The 19,346-nt window shown below is 54.6% G+C and carries 15 protein-coding genes; 8 read left to right on the top strand and 7 right to left on the bottom strand.

The genetic code is table 11. The annotated features are described in order from the left end of the window. Nucleotides 1-64: 64 nt before the first annotated feature. Entirely contained in the window at nucleotides 65-2,434 is a 2,370-nt protein-coding gene (locus ACQY36_RS05450) for a DUF3536 domain-containing protein (RefSeq protein ID WP_428078204.1), read from the bottom strand. A 136-nt stretch (nucleotides 2,435-2,570) separates the two neighbouring features. Between ACQY36_RS05450 and ACQY36_RS05445 the strand changes: the two genes are divergently transcribed. After that, nucleotides 2,571-3,896, top strand: coding sequence for a PhoH family protein (locus ACQY36_RS05445; protein WP_428054984.1), 1,326 nt, complete (start codon nucleotides 2,571-2,573; stop codon nucleotides 3,894-3,896). Between the two features lie 146 nt (nucleotides 3,897-4,042). After that, a complete protein-coding gene (locus tag ACQY36_RS05440) occupies nucleotides 4,043-7,819 on the top strand; it encodes a hypothetical protein (protein WP_428078202.1) in 3,777 nt (1,258 codons plus the stop codon). 93 nt (nucleotides 7,820-7,912) lie between these two features. Here the strand turns inward: ACQY36_RS05440 and ACQY36_RS05435 are convergent, their stop codons facing one another. Together ACQY36_RS05435 and gltA are read right to left on the bottom strand one after the other, a co-directional pair. After that, a complete protein-coding gene (locus ACQY36_RS05435; protein WP_428078200.1) occupies nucleotides 7,913-8,767 on the bottom strand; it encodes a sulfide/dihydroorotate dehydrogenase-like FAD/NAD-binding protein in 855 nt (284 codons plus the stop codon). A 2-nt stretch (nucleotides 8,768-8,769) separates the two neighbouring features. Further along, nucleotides 8,770-10,161, bottom strand: coding sequence for an NADPH-dependent glutamate synthase (gene gltA, locus ACQY36_RS05430; RefSeq protein ID WP_428057015.1), 1,392 nt, complete (start codon nucleotides 10,159-10,161; stop codon nucleotides 8,770-8,772). Nucleotides 10,162-10,300: 139 nt separating this feature from the next. Here gltA and ACQY36_RS05425 point away from each other — a divergent pair, with 139 nt between their 5' ends. Further along, nucleotides 10,301-10,651 carry a YtxH domain-containing protein gene (locus ACQY36_RS05425; protein WP_428057013.1) on the top strand — a complete coding sequence of 117 codons (351 nt, stop codon included), beginning with the start codon at nucleotides 10,301-10,303 and terminating at the stop codon, nucleotides 10,649-10,651. A 72-nt stretch (nucleotides 10,652-10,723) separates the two neighbouring features. On the opposite strand, the gene ACQY36_RS05420 is transcribed toward ACQY36_RS05425, so the two are convergent. From ACQY36_RS05420 to ACQY36_RS05410, 3 genes are read right to left on the bottom strand one after another with little or no spacing between them, the layout of a single operon-like run. Continuing rightward, nucleotides 10,724-11,671 (bottom strand): glycoside hydrolase family 3 N-terminal domain-containing protein, encoded by a 948-nt coding sequence (locus ACQY36_RS05420; protein ID WP_428078198.1) that lies wholly within the window; start codon nucleotides 11,669-11,671, stop codon nucleotides 10,724-10,726. Between the two features lie 31 nt (nucleotides 11,672-11,702). Beyond that, nucleotides 11,703-12,572 carry an alpha/beta hydrolase gene (locus ACQY36_RS05415; protein WP_428078196.1) on the bottom strand — a complete coding sequence of 290 codons (870 nt, stop codon included), beginning with the start codon at nucleotides 12,570-12,572 and terminating at the stop codon, nucleotides 11,703-11,705. Then, complete coding sequence (locus tag ACQY36_RS05410) at nucleotides 12,573-13,031, bottom strand: nucleoside-diphosphate kinase (protein WP_087289197.1); 459 nt, start codon at nucleotides 13,029-13,031, stop codon at nucleotides 12,573-12,575. It abuts the gene before it with no gap. 112 nt (nucleotides 13,032-13,143) lie between these two features. Between ACQY36_RS05410 and ACQY36_RS05405 the strand changes: the two genes are divergently transcribed. From ACQY36_RS05405 to ACQY36_RS05385, 5 genes are all read left to right on the top strand, one after another. Then, nucleotides 13,144-14,208 (top strand): Gfo/Idh/MocA family oxidoreductase, encoded by a 1,065-nt coding sequence (locus tag ACQY36_RS05405; RefSeq protein WP_428078194.1) that lies wholly within the window; start codon nucleotides 13,144-13,146, stop codon nucleotides 14,206-14,208. Further along, on the top strand, nucleotides 14,208-15,362 hold the full coding sequence (gene lpxB / locus ACQY36_RS05400) for a lipid-A-disaccharide synthase (RefSeq protein WP_428071560.1): 1,155 nt from the start codon (nucleotides 14,208-14,210) through the stop codon (nucleotides 15,360-15,362). Before ACQY36_RS05405 ends, lpxB begins: the two co-directional genes overlap by 1 nt. A gap of 5 nt (nucleotides 15,363-15,367) precedes the next feature. Then, nucleotides 15,368-16,822: a RelA/SpoT family protein gene (locus tag ACQY36_RS05395; RefSeq protein ID WP_428071562.1), complete on the top strand. Its 1,455-nt coding sequence runs from the start codon at nucleotides 15,368-15,370 to the stop codon at nucleotides 16,820-16,822. After that, nucleotides 16,819-17,136, top strand: coding sequence for a zinc-ribbon domain-containing protein (locus ACQY36_RS05390; RefSeq protein ID WP_428078192.1), 318 nt, complete (start codon nucleotides 16,819-16,821; stop codon nucleotides 17,134-17,136). Before ACQY36_RS05395 ends, ACQY36_RS05390 begins: the two co-directional genes overlap by 4 nt. Nucleotides 17,137-17,209: 73 nt before the next feature. Further along, nucleotides 17,210-18,598 carry a peptide MFS transporter gene (locus ACQY36_RS05385; RefSeq protein WP_428078190.1) on the top strand — a complete coding sequence of 463 codons (1,389 nt, stop codon included), beginning with the start codon at nucleotides 17,210-17,212 and terminating at the stop codon, nucleotides 18,596-18,598. A 60-nt stretch (nucleotides 18,599-18,658) separates the two neighbouring features. Here ACQY36_RS05385 and ACQY36_RS05380 read toward each other — a convergent pair whose 3' ends face one another. After that, nucleotides 18,659-19,180 (bottom strand): type IV pilin protein, encoded by a 522-nt coding sequence (locus ACQY36_RS05380; RefSeq protein WP_428071566.1) that lies wholly within the window; start codon nucleotides 19,178-19,180, stop codon nucleotides 18,659-18,661. Between the last annotated feature and the right edge of the window lie 166 nt (nucleotides 19,181-19,346).

Here is a 19,346-nt window from a genome sequence, read left to right as displayed (position 1 = left end):
ACCAAAAGGCCGCCCGATAATCCGGCGGCCTTTTTTATTAGAAAAAACAACGCTTGTCCTATCTTCAGAGCGCAATTTTAAGCTTACGCGCCAGCGCACGCAGAATGTCCTTCTTTTTTGCGTCCTCTCCCAAGGCTTTTAAGCCGAAGAACACAAACTCCTGCGCTTTGACCGTATCCGGCTCAAAGCCGAAGATGTCGGCGTAGTTTAAAAACTCCACCAGTTTCAGCGCGCACGCTTTATCGGACGGATTGCGCGCAAACGCAAACGCCAGCAGGGTGAGCTTTTCGGTTACCGCGTCCCGCACCGGGCCTTTGGATACGTCTAACCCCAGCGTTTTCACGTCTTCCATCAGCTCTTCCACGGCGTTCACGTCCACGTCCGCCGCGCGGAACTCGGCCTTCAGGTCGGCGGTCAGCACAAATTCCGCCGCCGTCAGAAACGGTTTGGGAACGGGCGCGCCGATTAACTGCAACCCGCGCACCACGGGATACTGCGCTTCAAACACTTCCGTAAACTTTTTATCCGTTTCTTCGTCCATTTTCCGCAGCACCAAATCCACCACTTTGCGCCGCACGTCCTGAAACATGGACACCAGCGGATAATTCTTTTCAAACGCCTGGCGGATAAACGAAGCGCATTCGTCGTACTTGCCGGCGGCAAACAGCTCTTCCAGCCTGGCAAACACGGCGTTTTTATCCATCGTGCCTTCGGCTCCGGCGGCGCATAAAAACTCCGCCGCGCCGCGCTGAAAGACGGCAAAGTGCATCCGGCGTTCCAACAGCGTCGTTACGGATTTAAGGGTAATGTCCCCGTAGCTCAAGTGAAAACCCGGCGCCGTCAATTTTTTGGGCTCGTACGCAAGCACCTCGCATTCATAGGCCTTTTTGGGATTGACCGTTTCATCCGCCAGGAGCGACACCACGTGCTCCAGCGCGATTTTTTCAATCGGCATCGCCTGCGGCTTTACGTAACGCTCGTACACCGCCGCGCCGTTTTTAAGGTCTTTTAAATTGCTGGGCGCCAGCGCGAGCGCGTCCGTAAAGCCGGGCTCCAAATCCACGCCCGTAATCACGCGGTTCAGTTCAATCGCGCGCGCGGCGTACTGCATAATCTGCACGGTTTCAATGCCGCTTATTTCGTCAAAAAACCATCCGCAGCTGGTATACATCAGCATGGCGTTGCGCTGCATTTCCAACAGCATCAGCGCGGTCGGGCGGTCGTTCCAGGCCTTTTCCGTAGCGTGCTTGAGGAAGAACTTGTGCTGCGCGTCTAAAGAGCGGTCCAAAATCAAATCAATGTAATCGTTGCGCGCGTCCCAGGGGTTTTTAAAATACTGTGCGCCGACGGATTCAAAGGTTTTAATCATTTCGTCGCGCACGCCGTCCAGCGCGCTTCTTAACGGGCCGCGCCATTTTTGGTTCCAGCCGGGTTTCATGCCGGAATTGCACCCGCAGTCCGCCCGCCAGCGCTCCACGCCGTGAAAACAGCTCCACGAGGAATTTTCCACAATCTGCGCTTCGTACACCGGCGGATGTTTGGCTAAAAATTCGCCGTACACCGTCAGTTCCACGTCCGGCGTTTCTTCTACTTTTTTCAAGCAGTACGCCAGCGCCATTTCCGCAAATTTTTGGTGATGACCGTAGGTTTCGCCGTCGGTGGCGATGTTCATCAGCTGCGCCTCTTCCCCGGAGTTGTACGTGCTCAAGAGGCGCGAGGCAAACTTTTCGCCCGAAGAGAGCGTATCCGAAAACGCAATCCCCTGCGAAATCGGCCCGTCATAGAAAAACAACGCAATCTGTTTGCCGCTGGGCAAATTGCACAAATAGGCGCGCTTGGGGTCCACCCCCGCGCCGACTTCCTGCCATTTTTCTTCGCCTATTTTGCGCACCCGTTTGCACTGGCCGGGAGCCAAAATAACAAATTTCATCCCTTCGTCCGCCAACACTTCCAGCGTTTCGGTATTGCAGGCGGTTTCCGCCAGCCACAAAGCCTCAGGTTTGCGGCCAAAGCGTTTTTCAAAATCGCGTATGCCCCACTTTACCTGGGTTACTTTGTCGCGCGCGTTGGCAAGCGGCAAAATCATATGGTTGTACGCCTGCGCAATCGCGCCGCCGTGCCCGCCGAAACGCCCGCGGCTGACGCGATCCGCCTCCAGCACGGCCTGATATACCTCGGGCTCCCGCTTTTCCATCCAGGACAAAAGCGTCGGCCCGAAGTTAAAGCTGATGCGGGCGTAATTGCTCGCCAAATCAATTAAATCTTTATTTCCGTCCAGCACGCGCGCCAAGGCGTTGGGCGAATAACATTCCGCCGAGATGCGGCTGTTCCAATCGTGGAACGGGAAAGCGCTGTCCTGGATTTCAATTTCTTCCAGCCAGGCGTTCTCGCGCGGGGGCTGGTAAAAATGACCGTGTATGCAAAGATATTTCATATATATATTTTACAGCAATTAATGCTAAAATATGCACAACAGCGTTTTTCCGTCTGAAAAGGGCTTGACTGCGGCGAAAGAACGGCTATACTATAAACAGAACCATCCAAAACGGCACTACCAAAAGGGGCTCACTATGAAAAAAACATTTATTCTGGACACCAACGTGCTTCTGCACGACGTAAACTGTCTGCACGCCTTTGAGGATAACGACATTATCATCCCCATGGCCGTAATTGAGGAACTGGACGCGTTTAAAAGCGAAGGCGACACCCGCGGCAAAAACGCCCGCATGGTTTCGCGCACGCTGGACGAAATGCGCAAACAGGGGCGCCTGAACGAAGGGGTAAAGCTGGCCAAGGGCGGCATCCTTAAAATTGAGCTGGACAAACCCAACGTGCTCCCGCAGTCCCTGGCATTTAACAAGGCGGACAATTCCATCCTGAACATCGCCTATACGCTGAGCAAAAAAGAAGGTTCGTATAAAAAGAACGCCGCGCCCGTCATCGTCGTTACCAAAGACATTAATATGCGTCTGAAAGCCGAAGCCCTGGGCCTGGCGGCGCAGGATTACACCACCGACAAAGTAAACGTGGACGAACTCTATACCGGGGTGGCGGAAATGGAAGTGCCGTCCGAACAGATTGACGCGTTCTACCGCGACAAAAAACTCGCCGTGGACCCGGCGCTTTATTTCCCGAATGAATTTATCATCTTAAAATCGGCCGACGGCAGCAAAAAATCGGCCATCGGGCGCGTAGCCAACAACGGCGAATTCGTGCTCCGGCCGCTGGCCCAGCAGGAGCCGACGGCGTGGGGCATTAAACCGCTTAACAAAGAACAGCGCTTTGCCATGGAACTGCTTTTAGACGACAGCCTGGATATCGTTACCCTCGTCGGCACCGCCGGCACGGGCAAAACGCTTATCACCCTGGCCACCGGCCTCCAGCGCACCATGGACGAAAACGCCTACCGCCGCCTGGTGGTCTGCCGCTCCATCGTCCCCGTAGGCAAAGACCTGGGCTTCCTGCCCGGCACCAAAGAAGAAAAGCTGGAAGCCTGGATGGGCGCCATTTACGACAACCTCGCTTTCCTCGCCGACCGCAAAAACCCGGACGAAGGCGAAGAAAAAGCCCATTACCTTCTGGACAGCGGCAAAATTGAAATCGCTTCCGTTACCCATATGCGCGGCCGCTCGCTGCCGGGCCAGTATATGATTGTGGACGACGCGCAAAACCTCACCCCGCACGAGATGAAAACCATCCTCACCCGCGCGGGCGAAGGCACCAAAGTGGTCGTAACGGGCGACCCGTACCAAATTGACACCCCGTACCTGGACGTGGAATCCAACGGGCTGACCTATTTGGTGGACCGCTTAAAAGGCCAAAAGAGCCACGGGCACATCACGTTTACCAAAACGGAACGCAGCCGCCTGGCGGATTTGGCTTCTAAACTGCTGTAACAAAACCGCCGCTTTAAAAGGGCCTACCCGTTGGGTGGGCCCTTTTGCCCTGATAAAATAGGACTTTTGGCCTCTGGAAAAACGGAGCAAAAGCGGTACAATATATAAAGAAGTGCGCCATTTAATTATTTAAGGAGAAAGTTCCCATGCAATCGTTTCTGTGCCGCCTGTTAGTATTGGTATTCACCTTCAACTGTATCGCACCGGCGCCCGGCGTGTGGGCCCAGTCCGCCCCGCGCAGAACCGGCATTCCCCCCGCGCGTCCTTCCTCCGAGGAGCTGCAAAACCGCGTCAACGAACAAGTGGAGCAGCAGATGGAAGAGAGCCTGACGGCGGCCGTGGAAGCGTTTGAAAAGGCCGAAGGCACCCAGGACCTGACCAACGCCATCGTGCGTCTGCACGGCGTAATGGACGCCAAATACGCCCGGGAACAGCAAATCAAACGCCAGCAGGAAGAACAACAGCGCCGCGAAGAAGAACGGAAGAACCGCTACGTGGCTCCGGCCAGTTCCACCTATGTGGCGCCGCGCATTGACCCGAATTTGATAGCCCCCAAAAAACTCACGCAGAACGAAGTGCTCACGCGCCTGGCGAAAGACGAGCTGTTAATTACGGATATGATTGATTACATTGATCCGTTTGACCCGGCGCAGAGCTCGCTGCTGAACACGGTATACGCCAGCGAGGTGTTAGGCAACTCCATTGACGCGTTTTTACAACAGCCCGACGACGCCACGATTGCCGAGCTGAACGCTATTATCCCGATGGCGCAGCTGCGCGTGCTGTACCGTTTGAACAAACTGCTTCCCCAGTCCGTTTCCAGCACGGAGCATATTATGGCGGTCGGCTCCCTGCGCATCACGCTGTGGAAACTGCACACCTATTTCACGAAGACCGGCCAGGAAGACCCGCTTTTGCAGGCCGCCCAGCTGATTGCCGGCGAAGCAAGCGCCGAGCAGAAATATCAAGAAGATTTCAAAAGATACCAGCGGGAATCCCAAAAGGTCAAGCAGTATAACCGCCAGGTCCGGCAGCAGGCCTCCTCAACAGTACTCCGGGACGGTCCGCGCACTATATACTTTGAGCAGCCTTTGCCTGCCAAGCCGAAAAAGCCCCAATTTCCCAAGCATTCTTCCCTGCTCACGTCGCTCACGCCTGATGTGTATGCGAAAATAAACGCCCAGTTTTTACAGGAACTGAACACGTTAAAAGCCGCCAATCCCGAAGAAGGCGATAAAGAATACCAGCTGCTTCTGGCCCTGGCCGACTACGCTACCGTATACGCCATGCTGACAAGCCCCAACCGGGTGAAAGAAATCGTCAAACTCTTTGACGGCAAAATCAACCGTAACCTGCGTGGAAATGTAAAACCTGGCGGCGATTTTAAAACGCAGTACAGCGCGGTGCTTAACGCCATTTTTACGGCCGTATTTGAAAGCGTCCGATACGCCGACGCCGCTTCTTCCGCGTGGCAGGATACGCTTAATATGCTGACGGAGTTTTCCGATCCGGAACAATACGCCATTCCCTCGCGTATTTTTGCCCTGGAAACGGCCAGCCTGATGTTCCACTCTTCCAATACCTGCGCCTTTTCCGGAGATAACGCCATAAAAGACTTTAATGACCCCCGATTCGGTACGGGGCCCGTAGGCGGCGGGCGGTATTTCATATGCAATACCGGCTCCAAAGACGACCAGCTGCGCGCCTTGTTTGCGAGGCGTACGGTGGATATTTATGCCCCGCTGACCTATACGCATTACCTGGCGATAGAAGACTACGGACTGGATTCCAAACAAATGCAGATGCTGGCCGATAAACTCGCCTACATTTACAACGGCTTTGCCAATGACGCTTTAAAGTGGGATACTTCCCGCAGCCGTGACAAACGGAGTTATGTGCTGCACCGAGCGGAAGACGGCGGATCGTTAATTTTAAACGGCCCCACTTCCGTCCCGGGTCTGGACCCGCTCGGCCAAGGGCACTTATTTGAACAGCCTAATGGCAAATTAAAAGAAATCAGCGGGTTTGGGCGCGATTCGGAAGGCCGCTGGGTTGAGATGAATTTGCAAAACGGCATCAACGCCAAAAAGCGCGATGACGAATACGGTATGCAATTTGCTCTGTTTGTAGGCAATGCGATTTTCTGGGTCTACGGCGGAGAGGTATTCTCCCTGATCGGCACGGCGTACCGCACCACCAAAGGCGCGATGATGGTATTGCCCAAAGCCATTAAAGCCGCTTCCGCGGCCCAAAAAGGCCACCGGACCCTGGCATTTACCGTAAATATCCAAAAAGGCGTACGCTACGCCAATACGATGCATAAACTGAATAAAGCGGGCGTAACCGTATTGGCCGAAACCACCGGCACCCGGATGGTTACCCGCCCCGTGGCCGCACAGCCGGCTGCGGCGGGGACCAAACTGCTGCCCGGAGCCGCGGGCAAACCCGGTAAAGTGGCCATGGAAACGGTGGAAGAAACCTTCACCCAAACCAGGCCTATCCGCTCTATGTCCGGGCTTAGAAACCCGAATTTAACCAACGTGACGTTCAGCCAGCCGCTGCCCGGGTTTACCACCCAGCTGGGCACGGTAAATCCCGCCGCCAGAGAAATGCTCAAAGGCGGTATCCGCAATTACGACCAGTGGAGAAGACTCAGCCGCAGCTTAATCGGTGCGGACGGAAAATCTTTCCAGCTGGCCAACCTTACCGGGGCGGAAATCAGCGCGCTTAGAACCGAAGCCCAGCTGATGATGGCCACCCGCCAAGCCGCCCAAGACGGCGCGTTTGACCTGTGGCTCCCGCTTGCCCCCAAAGGCTCGCCGATTAACGCCGCGGGAGAGTGGTACAATATGCGCTTTGGTGTTCCGCAGAATATGACGCTGGCTCCTTCGGCCGAAGGGCTGGTGGGCGCCATTTCGGAAAGAATCCCCCTGCGCGCGCATAGCATCGGCAAAGGCAGCTACCTCAATCTGCCCACCAATCCGATGGACTTTTCCACCACGCTGGGCTTGCCCAGCATGCAGAGCATGCAGGAGTGGATTCCTTCGCTGACCAAACATTTAATGGAAACCAAACAGTTCTCCGTATTGGGCGAATATGCGCTTAAAAATACGCGCTTCTGGTCCGGATTTAACCAGAACCTTAAATTCTTCGGCGCATGGGCGGGATTGGATATGGCCACCTATCCTTTTATGCAAAGCTGGATTATAGACACCGCCGCCGCCGACCAGAACGCGGAAATGAAAAAGCACGGAGACGCGTTTGACCCGGCAAAACTGGCAGAAGACCAGGCCGCGCAGGAAGAGCAGGAGCGCGAAATCATCGCGGCGGGAGGCACCGTCAACAATGCCCAGCTGAGCACCTACAACGACGTGGTTTCCACGCAAAATACCTCCTCCGAGGGCGCGTTAGTCGTGTTCCCGATTCTGGCCGGCCGCCACAGCCTGGGCAACTTGTCCTTCGTATCCGACCAGGACAAGGCCGCCTTTGATATCTTTGCCCGGCGCATCCAGCTCAACCGCGCCATGCGTGAACAGGCCAAAGTGCGCAAAATAAAATACGAAGAAATGAAAAAACAGGCGGCGGAACAGCTGCGCACCATGTTTAAAGAACAAATCGCCGCGGACAAGACGATGTACGAGGAATACTTCCTCGCCGTCGGCGGCCCGGCGGCTAAAGCCAGAATCACGGCTCTGTTTAACGCTTACGAGGCCAAAGTGATGGCCGTGCTGGACGCTTCCGACTCGCCTGACGACCAGTACGAAAAAATAACCCAGGCGCAGCAGGAAATTGAACAGGCCCTGCAAAAAGAAATTGACGAAGCCAACCGGATGCAGGAACTGCTGATGGAACAGCAGCAGCAAACCATATCCGAGGAAGAATACAACCCCTGGGAAGGCTTCAACGCCGAAGAAGCATATTAATATGTAAAGGGTTCCCCCGGCGGGAACCCTTTTTATCGCTTACAAAAAACGCCCCCGGCTAAGCCGGGGGCGTTTTATACTGCTCAAATCCGCTTAGTGCAGGCCGCACTTGCAGACGTGGTCTTTCTCGTAGAGGTGCAGGCTTTCCGCTTCCTGCGGGCGGTACTCGCTGGTGCGGCGGATAAGCTCGTCAAAATCAATGGTTTTAGACGGAAACATCGGCCCTTCCACGCACGCGAAACGCACTTTTCCGTCCACCGTTACGCGGCAGCAGCCGCACATGCCGGTGCCGTCTAACATAATGGGGTTTAAGCTGGCGTAAGGTTCCATGCCCAGCTTGTCCATCAGGCGCGAGGTAAACTTCATCATCGGAATCGGCCCGATGATAAAACCCGCGTTGATTTTTTCGCCTTCGTCGTGCAATTTTTGCAAAGCGTCCGTTACCATGCCTTTCATGCCGAAGCTGCCGTCGTCGGTGGTGCTGACGGTTTTGTCGCACAGGGCGGACATTTCCGGCTCCAGAATAAGCAAATCTTTGGTGCGCGCCCCCAGCACGGCAATCACGCGGTTGCCGGCTTCTTTCATCGCGCGCGCAATCGGATACACTTCGGCAATGCCTACGCCGCCGCCCACCACGGCCACGGTGCCGTAGTTTTTAACGTCCACGGGCGTACCCAGCGGGCCGGCTACGTTTAAAAATTTCTCCCCCTGTTTAAACGAATTAAACATAGAGGTGGATTTGCCGATGGCCTGGATAATGACCGTAATGGTGCCCTTTTCTTTATCCCAATCCACCAGCGTAACGGGAATGCGCTCGCCGCCTTCGCGCCCGCGCAGAATAACAAACTGTCCGGCTTTGGCGGACTGGGCGATAAGCGGTTTATAGACGACAAATTTCACGACCACATCGCTTAAATTTTCTTTTACTAAAATGGTATTTTCTTCCATACTTATTTGTCCCCCTTGAGGTAAGCGTTAATGCGCCCGGCGGCTTCAATGCCGTCCTTCATCGCGAGCAGCACCGTCGCGCCGCCGCGGATGATATCCCCTCCGGCGTAAACGCCCGGCATAGAGGTTTTGCCCGCTTCGTCCAGCTCCAATACGCCGCGCTCGGTGGTTTTGAGCTCCGGCGTGGTTTTGGCGATAATGGGGTTGGGCTTCTGGCCGATGGCCACGATAATGGTGTCCACGGGCATTACAAATTCCGACCCCGGGATTTCCACGGGCCTTCTGCGGCCCCGTTCGTCCGGCGCGCCCAGCTCGTTGCGGGTGCATTTTAAGCCGGATACACGCCCTTTTTCGTCCGCCATAATTTCTTTAGGCGTAACGAGGTATTCAAACTGCACGCCTTCTTCTTTGGCGTGTTCCACTTCCGCGGCGCGGGCGGGCATTTCGGCCGCGCTTCTGCGGTAAGCGATGGTCACCGTGTCCGGCCCCAGGCGCATGGCACAGCGGGCCGCGTCCATCGCGCTGTTGCCGCCGCCCAGCACGGCTACGCGTCTGCCCACCTGAATGGGCGTATCCGTCGCCGGGAACTTATAGGCCTGCATCAGGTTTACGCGGGTTAAAAATTCATTGGCGCTGTAAACGCCCACGGCGTTTTCGCCGGGGATGCCCGTCATCGTCGGCAAACCGGCTCCGCTTCCAACGTATACCGCGTCAAACTCTTTCAGCAAATCTCCAATTTTTTCCGTCGCGCCCACCAGTACGTCGGTTACGAATTTAACGCCCATGGCTTTGACGGTTTCAATCTCGTGGTCAATCACTTCGCGCGGCAGGCGGAACGACGGAATCCCGTAACGCAGTACGCCGCCGAACGCGTGCAGGGCTTCAAAAACGGTCACTTCGTGGCCGGCGCGGGCCAGCTCGGCCGCCGCCGCGATGGACGAAGGACCCGAACCGATGCACGCCACTTTTTTGCCCGTGGGCGCAGCCGTCTGCGGCGCTTTTAACAGGCCTTCTTTGCGCGCGGTATCGGCCACATAGCGCTCCAGCATACCCACGTTAACCGAGCCGAAACGGTCTTTCAAAATACAGTTGCCTTCGCAGTGTTTTTCCTGCGGGCAGACGCGGCCGCAAATGGCGGGAAGCAGGCTGGTTTCCATAATTTTGCTGGCGGCGTCGCCTACTTTGCCGTCTTTCAACAGCGCGATAAACGCCGGGATTTGCACCCCCACCGGGCAGTTGGCCTGGCAGCGGGCGTTTTTGCAGTTTAAGCAGCGGTCGGCTTCGGCCAATGCTTCTTCTTTGGTAAAAATCTGGGCCACTTCATCAAAGTTGCGCTTGCGCGTTTCGGGGGCCTGCTGTTTCCCGTTTTGGCGGGGTGCGGACGGATTTGGCATATAATCACCTCTAACTAGTTCAAAATAAACCAAGCAAAAAAAGCGTTTTACCGCTATACTATCTGATAGGAGCGGATGTTCCTAGTATTTGTTGTACAATATATATAACATTATAGCAAAGCAAAAGGAGGGGGAGATTATGTGCCATAAATGTGAATGTGCCGGAAAAGGCTTGGCCGCGTTCTTGTTGGGAGCGGTGGTAGGCGCGGCGGCGGGCGTGTTGTTTGCGCCGGCCAAAGGCGAAACCACCCGCCGCAAAATCAAACGCTGGGCCGATGACGAGTACGAAGATAAAAAAGAATACATCATGGAGCACGCGGGCGAACTGAAAGACAAAATTAAAGAACACGCTTCCGACCTGCGCCATAAACTGGCCGAGCACGCAAGCGACGCGCGCGAACGCCTGGAAGAAGGCAAAGAAAAAGCGGTGAAAGAATTTAACCGCCGCAAAGAAGAAATTGCCTCCAGACTTAAAAAAGACGAAGAATAAATTTCTCCGTTATTAAAAACCGCCCCGGGCCTCGGCCCGGAGCGGTTTTTTTACGTCGGCGGTTATACATCATTATTTTTTAAAGCAGGATTCCGCCATAGAAAACGCGTCCCGGATGTCCATCGGCTCGGGCCCCACGGCCACTTTGCTGATAAACATTTCGTGGTTGGAAACCGCGTGGATAATCTCGTCCAGCAGGAAACCTTTGTCGGCCTCGCGCTCCACCGCGTCCACCACGGACGCCGCGTCTTTGGGCGCCAAAATATTTTCCACGCCGGAGTGCAGCATTTTAACGGCGCTGGCGTCTTCGTAGCGTACGCGCCCTTTAAACAGCGGGAAACTCACCACGCAGCCTTTGTAGTTCAGGCGTTTTTTGAGAAGCCCCTTAATCATTTTGTCCGACAGCATGGCCTGGTTGTCGTTGTCTATATTCGGGAAAATCATATCGGAAGGCATAATGGCGTCCGCCCGGCGGAAAATATGTTTGTACGGCACAAATTCCGCGTCTTCCATCTGCGCAAGCGTTTTGAGCACGCCCGACACGCCGGGAAAATACTTAATGCAGTTCAGCGCGCCGCCGTTGGATAAGCCGGCGATAAAATCCCCCGCCAAATGCGTAACGGACAGCGGCACATCCCCAAACGCCGGGGCCGCGTATCCCAAATCCACCACCGGGGCGAGCACCCAGTCCAGCCCCATGCTGCGCGCCATGCGCGCAAGCAGATTGCCTTTGCGATAAGCGCCGTCCTGCGGCAGCGGACAGTTTTTTAAAGAACTGTTGGAAGGAAGGGCGGGCGCGTCGGTAACGATTTCGCTTAAATCTTCGTCAATATCGGCGCAGAAAAGCAGCCGGCCGTAGGGCGAGGCCTCGGTCATGCGCCGGGTAAAATCGCGCGTTTCTTCGGCGGTGCCGCCGTAGACGCAAAATCCGCCCACGCCGCGGCGCGCCAAATCCTGCGCTTCCTGCAGGCTGCTTTCTCCAAACCAAAAACCGGGAAAAACAATGCGAGCTGGTTTCATTGCAAGCCTCCTGGGAGCCCGTCAAAAGCTCCTAGTCCGCCCCGAGTACCGAAGGCACAAGCGATTCTTCGGTGGAGGACGGGGCAATTAACAGTCCCTGCGTGTCGGTCGGCGCATCCGGCAGAATAAGCGGAGCGTCGGGCAGCACTTCGGGTTTATGCGGCGTTTTGAGCCATTGAATCACCGCCGGGCGCAGATATTTGTCCAACATATCGTGCGAAGTTAAATCATACGCGGTCAGGAAAGTCACTTTCCCCTCCCCCGCGCTTAAAAAGGCCACGTTGCGGATAACGCTGGCTTCCAAAAAGCTTTTTTTGTCGGCGGCGCCGGCGGCGATGAGCACGTCGCCCTTGTACAGACGCATGGCCGGGATGGAAAGAACGTCGCGGTTATTGGTGGTGGGGCTGATAAGCGCCAGCGCCGATACGTCCGGCGAAAAGCTCATGCTTTTTGCGGCCACATTGGCCCCCAGGCCCGCGCCCAGCACGACGGTATCTTCGGCCGAAACGCCTTTTTTCCGCAAAAACGAAACGGCGGCGTCCACGTCGCGCGTCATTTTATTGTACTGGTTGTCCACGCCTTCTTTGGCAAACGTATAAGCCAGGCCCTGGCCGGTGCTCTGGCCGTGGCCGCGCAGGTCTACGGCCAAGTACCCGAAGCCTTCGCGCGCCAGGTCCGATTTAAAAGTGGAAAATTCTTCTTTGTTTTTGCCCAAATCGTGCAGCAAAACAACCGTTTTCTTCCCGGAGTCGGCGGGGAGGTAAAGCGCGGCGAGCGCCCACCCGTCCTGCGTGGAAAGCGAAACGGATTGTTCTTTCTGCACCGCGCCGGAAAGCGGCGTTAAACAGCACGCCAAAACAAAGCAAACCGGCGCGGCGGTTTTTAATAAACGGCCAAACATTTAGCGGTCCAAAACCTCTTCGGGTTTAAACCAGAGCGCAATTTCTTTTTCCGCATCTTCCGGCGAGCCGGAAGCGTGCACGCAGTTTTGCATCACGTCGCCGATAAAACGCCCGAAGCTGCCGCGGATGGTCCACGGGGCGGCTTTTTCCGGGTTGGTGCTGCCGATTTCCTGGCGCACTTTGGCGATGGCGTTTTCACCCTGGAAAACGAACGCGTAAATTTTGTGGTTGGGCACATTGTTAAATTCACCCATCATATACTGGATGACTTCTTCCAGGAAGGGCTTGCCTTCCAGGTTTTTGTAGTGTGCGCGCGCCAACTCTTCGGTCAGCGAAACCACTTTGGCCCCGGTCATTTGCAGGCCGAGGTGATCCAACCGGTCCAAAATCAGACCGCTGATGCGTTTTTCAATGGCATCAGGCTTAATAAGAACGAGCGTTCTTTCCATATATCTCATATGTAAACATTATACCAATCTTAAAAACCCTGTCAACGGTTTTACGAACGCGAAGGATTTTGCCCAATACAGGGGATACATTAGGTATAATAAATAATAACGGAGAAGATTTATGGCCCAAGACAAACCCATCAAATTCGGCGTCATCGGCGCCGGCAAAATCGGAACTTTCCACACCCGCACCCTGGCTAAAATGCAAGGGGTAACGCTGGTGGGCGTGTGCGACCCGGACTTAATGCGCGCGCAAAAACTCGCCTGGGAGCACAACTGCACCCCCTACTCCAAGCCCGAGGAACTCATCCCGCAGGTGGACGCGGTGATTGTGGCGGCGCCCACGCACCTGCACCATCAAATCGGCATGTACTGCCTGGAGCACGGCGTGCATACGCTGGTGGAAAAACCGATTGCCGTAACCATGGAAGAAGCGCGCGACTTAATCCAGGCCGCCAAACGCCACGGCCTGGTGCTGCAGGTGGGCCACGTGGAACGCTTTAACCCCGCCGTGGTGGAAGCCGTTAAATACATCAAAGACCCCCGTTTTATCACCATCAACCGCCAGGGCCCGTACGACGGGCGCATGGCCAACATCAGCGTCGTGTTGGATTTAATGATTCACGATATTGACTTGCTGTTTACCATCGTGCACAGCGAAGTCGCCAGCGTGGACGCGGTGGGGCTGAGCGTATTCTCCCCGCACGAAGACATCGCCAACGTGCGCATCCGTTTTGAAAACGGCACCGTGGCCGACGTTACCGCCAGCCGCGCCAGCTTTGAACGCGCGCGCTATATGCATTTGTTCCAGCCCAGCGGATACGTATCCGTGGATTTTATGAACGCCCGCGTAAAAACGTACCGCAAAGAAAAACCGGTGGTGGAATCTATGAACGATTTGACGGTAACGTACCCGAAAGTGGAAAAACAGCTGCCCATTACCGCCGAAATTCTGCACTTTGTTGACTGTATCAAAACCGCCAAAACCCCGGCGCCCAGCGGCGAAAAAGGCACCAAAGCGCTGGAGCTTGCCCTGCAAATCTGCGAAAAAATGGAATGCTTCAACATCCCCAAAACCGGGCATCTCCACACGCCCAAACCGCTGCAGGCCATCAGCACCGTGGCGCGCGCCGCGCAGGCCGTATTTGACGAAACCATCGGCCAGCTTAAAGGAGATGATAAATAATGTCCTCTTTCACGCCCATCACTAAAAATATTCTCGTCATCGCGGGCGACGTCTCCGGGGACATTCACGCCGCCGGGCTCATCCGCGCGTTAAAAGAGGCCGACCCGGACGTACGCGTTACCTCCGTGGGCGGCAAACAAATGCAGGCCGCCAGCGACGTTTTTTTATATGATCTCGCCAGCAAAGGCGCCAGCGGATTTGTGGAACCGCTTAAAAAAATGCCGCTGTGGATTAAGCTGATGAACCAAATCCGCGAGTATATGGAAACGCAGAACCCGGTGGCGCTTATCGTCGTGGATTTTTACGGCTTCAACCATCAGATTTTAGGCATGGCCAAGCACCGCCGCATTCCGGCTTACTATTATGTAACGCCACAAGTATGGGCCAGCCGCCAGTACCGCGCCAAACGCCTGGCCACGCTTACGAAAAAGATGTTCACCATCTATCCGTTTGAGCCGGAGTTCCACCAGAAATTCGGCGGCAACGCCGTTTTCCTGGGCAACCCGCTTTTAGACCAGCTGCCCGCGCCGAAGGACAAAAATTTTAATGTCCCCAATAATAAAGAATACGCGTGGAAACTGGGTATGCTGCCCGGCAGCCGCATAGGCGAAATCAAACGCCTGACCCCGGTTTTTTACCAGGCTTTTAAACAGGTGCTTAAAGAATTTCCCAATACGCAGGCGTATATGTTTTTATTGCCGGATGCCGACGAACAGACTTTCTTAAACCTCATCGGCGAAAAGCCGCACGCCAACTTCCGTCTGGTCAAAGACAAAAACTACGAGCTCCGCTCGCAGATGGATTTCCTGCTGGCCTGCTCCGGCACCGCCACGCTGGAAAACGCCCTGCTGGGCGTGCCGATGGTGGTGGCGTACAAGCTGTTCTGGCCGACGTACCAAATCGCCAAAATGGTGATTAAGGTGCCGTACATTTCGCTGGTCAACCTGCTTTCCAAAAAGCCGCTCGTTAAAGAACTGATTCAATACGACGCCACGCCGCGTTCCCTCGCGGCCGAAACGATGGCCATGTTCCAAAACCCGGCCAAGCTGGAAGCGATGCGCGGCGAACTGTTAAAACTGCGCGCTTCTTTGGGCGAGCCCGGCGTGGCCAAGCGCGCGGCGGCCGAAATTTTACGGGACCTTACACACGAGTAAAGCCTATGGCAGACGCCCCCGATTTGCAGACCTTGCTGCGCAAATTCAAGGAATATAACCCCAATCAGGACACCGCCCTGATTGAAAAAGCCTATCACTTCGCCGAGAAAGCGCACGAGAACCAAAAGCGCGAAAGCGGAGAGCCCTACTTTACGCACTGCCGCCACGTCGCCAGCATTCTGATGGACTTCAATCTGGATTCGGACACCATCTGCGCCGGCCTCCTGCACGACACGGTGGAAGACACTTCCGTCACGCTGGAAGATTTAAAGCGCGAATTTAACAAAGAAATCGCGCATATGGTGCAGGGCGTAACGAAAATCAGCGATTTGAAATTTTCCTCCACCGACGAGGAAACCGTGGAAAACTGGCGCAAAATGCTTATTGCGGTGGCCGAAGACGTACGCGTCATCCTCATCAAGCTGGCCGACCGCACCCATAATATGCGCACGATGGACGTGATGCCGCCGGACCGCCAAAAATTCAAAGCCTACGAAACCATCTCCCTCTACGCGCCGCTCGCGCAGCGCCTGGGAATGTTTACCATCAAAACAGATTTGGAAGATTTATCCTTTAAATACCTGCATCCGCAGGAATACAACAGCATTAAAGCGCAGGTGGAAGCCCGCACCGCCGACCGGCAGGCCGCGCTGGACGCATTTAAAAAACTGCTGGAGCCGGCCCTGCAGGCCGAACAGATGGACTTCCGCATTTTGGCGCGCGCCAAAAATTATTATTCCATTTACCGCAAGATGCAAAAGCACAACTGCGCGTTTTCCGAAATTCAGGATTCGCTGGGCGTGCGCATCATCACCAAAACCTTGCAGGACTGCTACCGCGCGCTGGGCCTGGTGCACAGCGTATTTAAACCCATCGCCGGCACGTTTACCGACTATATCGCCACCCCCAAAGCCAATATGTACCAAAGCATCCACACCACCGTGCTCGCGCCGACCGGGGACATTATAGAAATCCAAATCCGCACCGAAGATATGCACCGCACCTGCGAATACGGTATCGCGGCGCACTGGCGTTATAAAATGGGCAACGTCAAGCAGGACAAAAACTTTGACGAAAAAATCAACTGGATACGCCGCTGGATTGAGTGGCAGCAGGACCTGACCGCCCCGCGCGAATTTTTGGAAGGGTTTAAAACGGACGTGAACTTACAGCAGATTTTTGTGTTCACGCCGCGCGCGGACGTCAAATCCCTGCCGGAAGGTTCCACCCCGATAGATTTTGCCTACTCCATTCACACGGATATTGGCGACCATTACGTGGGAGCCAAAGTGAACAACCGCATGGTGCGTATGGACTACGCGTTTAAAACCGGCGACGTGTGCGAAATTATTACCCGCAAAAATGGCGAGCCCAAACGCGACTGGCTGGAATTTGCCAAAACCGCTGCGGCACGCAGCCACATTAAACGCTACTTAAGAGCCAAAGGAGTAGAGCTGTGAGCGAACCCCAACAGTTTTGCCCCAAATGCCATTCCCCCGTGGACCAGACCGACAATTACTGCCGCGCCTGCGGGCGCAGCCTCCAGCCCGGCACGGGTTTTTTATATTCGCATTCCGGCATTATTTTACTGGCGCTTGTACTCGGGCCGCTGGCGCTGCCGGTGGTGTGGACGTCTAAAATCATCGGCACCGCCGCCAAGTGGATATACACCGCACTGCTGCTTGCGATGGGCGTCTATCTCGCCGTCGCTTTCTACCGCGCTTACCTGCTTATTCAGGACGCCGCACAGCTGATGCTGGGCGGCGGATTCTGATTTTTGCCTTCCGGCCGGCGTCAGATTTTGTACAATATAGAGTACCCTTTTGAAATAAATTAAGGAGAAATGCATGACAGACGAAGAAGTAAAACACAACGTCAACAAACACGGACAACCCAAAGCGCTGTATATGCTCTTTATGGTTGAAATGTGGGAACGTTTCAACTATTACGGCATGCGCGCGCTGTTAGTGTTGTTTATGATCAGCAGCGTAATCGGCTTTTCCAAAGCAACTTCCAGCAGAATTTACGGCATGTTTACGGCGCTCGTATATTTGACTCCTGTCCTCGGCGGTTACTTGGCGGACCGTTACATCGGCAAACGCCACTCCATTACCATTGGCGCCGTTTTAATGGCTTTGGGTCAGTTTACCCTGGCTTCGTATGAAATCATCAACCCCATCGTGGCGTTGGCTACGGGGCTTACGCTGATTATTATCGGCAACGGTTTCTTTAAACCCAATATCTCCACCATCGTGGGCGAACTGTACGAACCTAACGACCCGCGCCGCGATTCGGGCTTTACCATTTTCTATATGGGTATTAACCTGGGTGCGTTCTTTGCACCGTTTATTTGCGGCTTTTTGGGCGAACCGACCGACCCCATGAACGCGCTGGAAGCCTATAAATGGAAATACGGTTTTATGGCCGCCGGCGGCGGTATGGTTATCGGGTTGATTTGGTATTTGGTATCCCAAAACAAATACCTGGGCCATATCGGCCTGCGCCCCGTCACCAAAGGGGCGGACTTGGAAAACGACGCCACGGAAAAAGCCCGCGCCGAAGAAGCCCAAAAACCCTTGACGCAGGAAGACCGCGACAAAATCAAAGCGATTTTCACCTTTGTATTTTTCGCCATTTTCTTCTTTGCGTTCTTTGAACAGGCCGGCTCTTCGTTAAACATCTTTGCCAAAGAGGCCACCAACCTTAATCCGGTGCTTCCGTTTCTCGGGCAGGTTACGCTTAAAGCCTCGTACTTCCAGGCCGTCAACCCCATTTTCGTACTGCTGTTTGCGCCGCTGTTTGCCAAACTGTGGATAAAACTGGGCAGCAAAGACCCGTCCATCCCCACTAAATTCGGCTGGGGTTTGTTCCTGCAGGGCGTCGGCTTTATCGCCATCGTAATCGGTGCGGCGTTATATACGTCCAACGGTCCGGTCAGCGCGATTTGGCTGATTTTAGTCTATATGTTCTGCACGATGGGCGAACTGTGCCTGTCCCCGGTGGGCCTGTCTATGGTTTCCAAACTGGCGCCGGCCAAATTTATGTCCCTGTTCATGGGCGTATGGCTGACGGCGAGCTTCTTTGGCAACCTGCTGGCCGGACAGCTGGCGAGCTACTACGAATCCTGGAGCCTGACCACGCTGTTCTCCGTTCCCGCGGTATGCTCTATTTTGTTCGGTATCATTATGTGGATTATGGCCGGCAAAATCAAACGCTGGATGCACGGCGTACACTAAGTTTTACTTGCTGCAAAAACCCCGCTCCAAGGAGCGGGGTTTTTTATGGCTTCCAAACCGTTACAGCAGAATGTAAGTGGCGCCTCCGCCCACCCATTCGCCGCCCATAGCCCGGCACAGGCGGTGCGCGCGTTCGGAACCGTCCGACGCTATGCATTCGCGCTGTCCGGCGGGTTTGCCGTTGGTATTGTTATCCAGCCAAACACGGTACGCATTCTTGATGGTTGCATTGGCGGAACCGTCGCTGTTATAACGCGGCCCCGTAAAACCCACCACGTCTTGTCCGGAATTGAGAATATCATACCAGGAATCCTCGCAATAAACCACATTGTCGTTCGCCGGGAAAGAACAGCCGGCGGGGCCGCTGATATCAATATCGCCGATTTTAAACGTATACGTGCCGTTAGCCATATAATAGAGTTCCGTAGCTTCTTTAAGAGAGCGCGTCATCGGGATGATTTTGCTGTAACGCGCTTTGTCCACCGCCAGTTCATACTGCGGCAGCGCAACAGCCGCCAATATACCGATAATTAACACCACTACCAACAGCTCTATAAGCGTAAATCCGAGGCTTTTCTGCACGGGATATATCCCCCTTTATATAAGTTAATAATCCCAATTTATCAAAAAAAAAAACAATACAAGCCTTTTATATCTTTCTTCTTTTATTTCTAAAAGAAGCAAAAGGTTCTGCTTCCTTTTTCTGACAGCAGAAAAAGGAACAAAAAGACTGCCGGCCAGTGCCCAT

This window comes from Candidatus Avelusimicrobium alvi, from assembly GCF_958451995.1.
In the GTDB taxonomy this organism is placed as follows: Bacteria; Elusimicrobiota; Elusimicrobia; order Elusimicrobiales; family Elusimicrobiaceae; genus Avelusimicrobium; species Avelusimicrobium alvi.
Note: the sequence above shows the minus strand (reverse complement) of the source record. Positions and strands in the feature narration are given on the sequence as shown.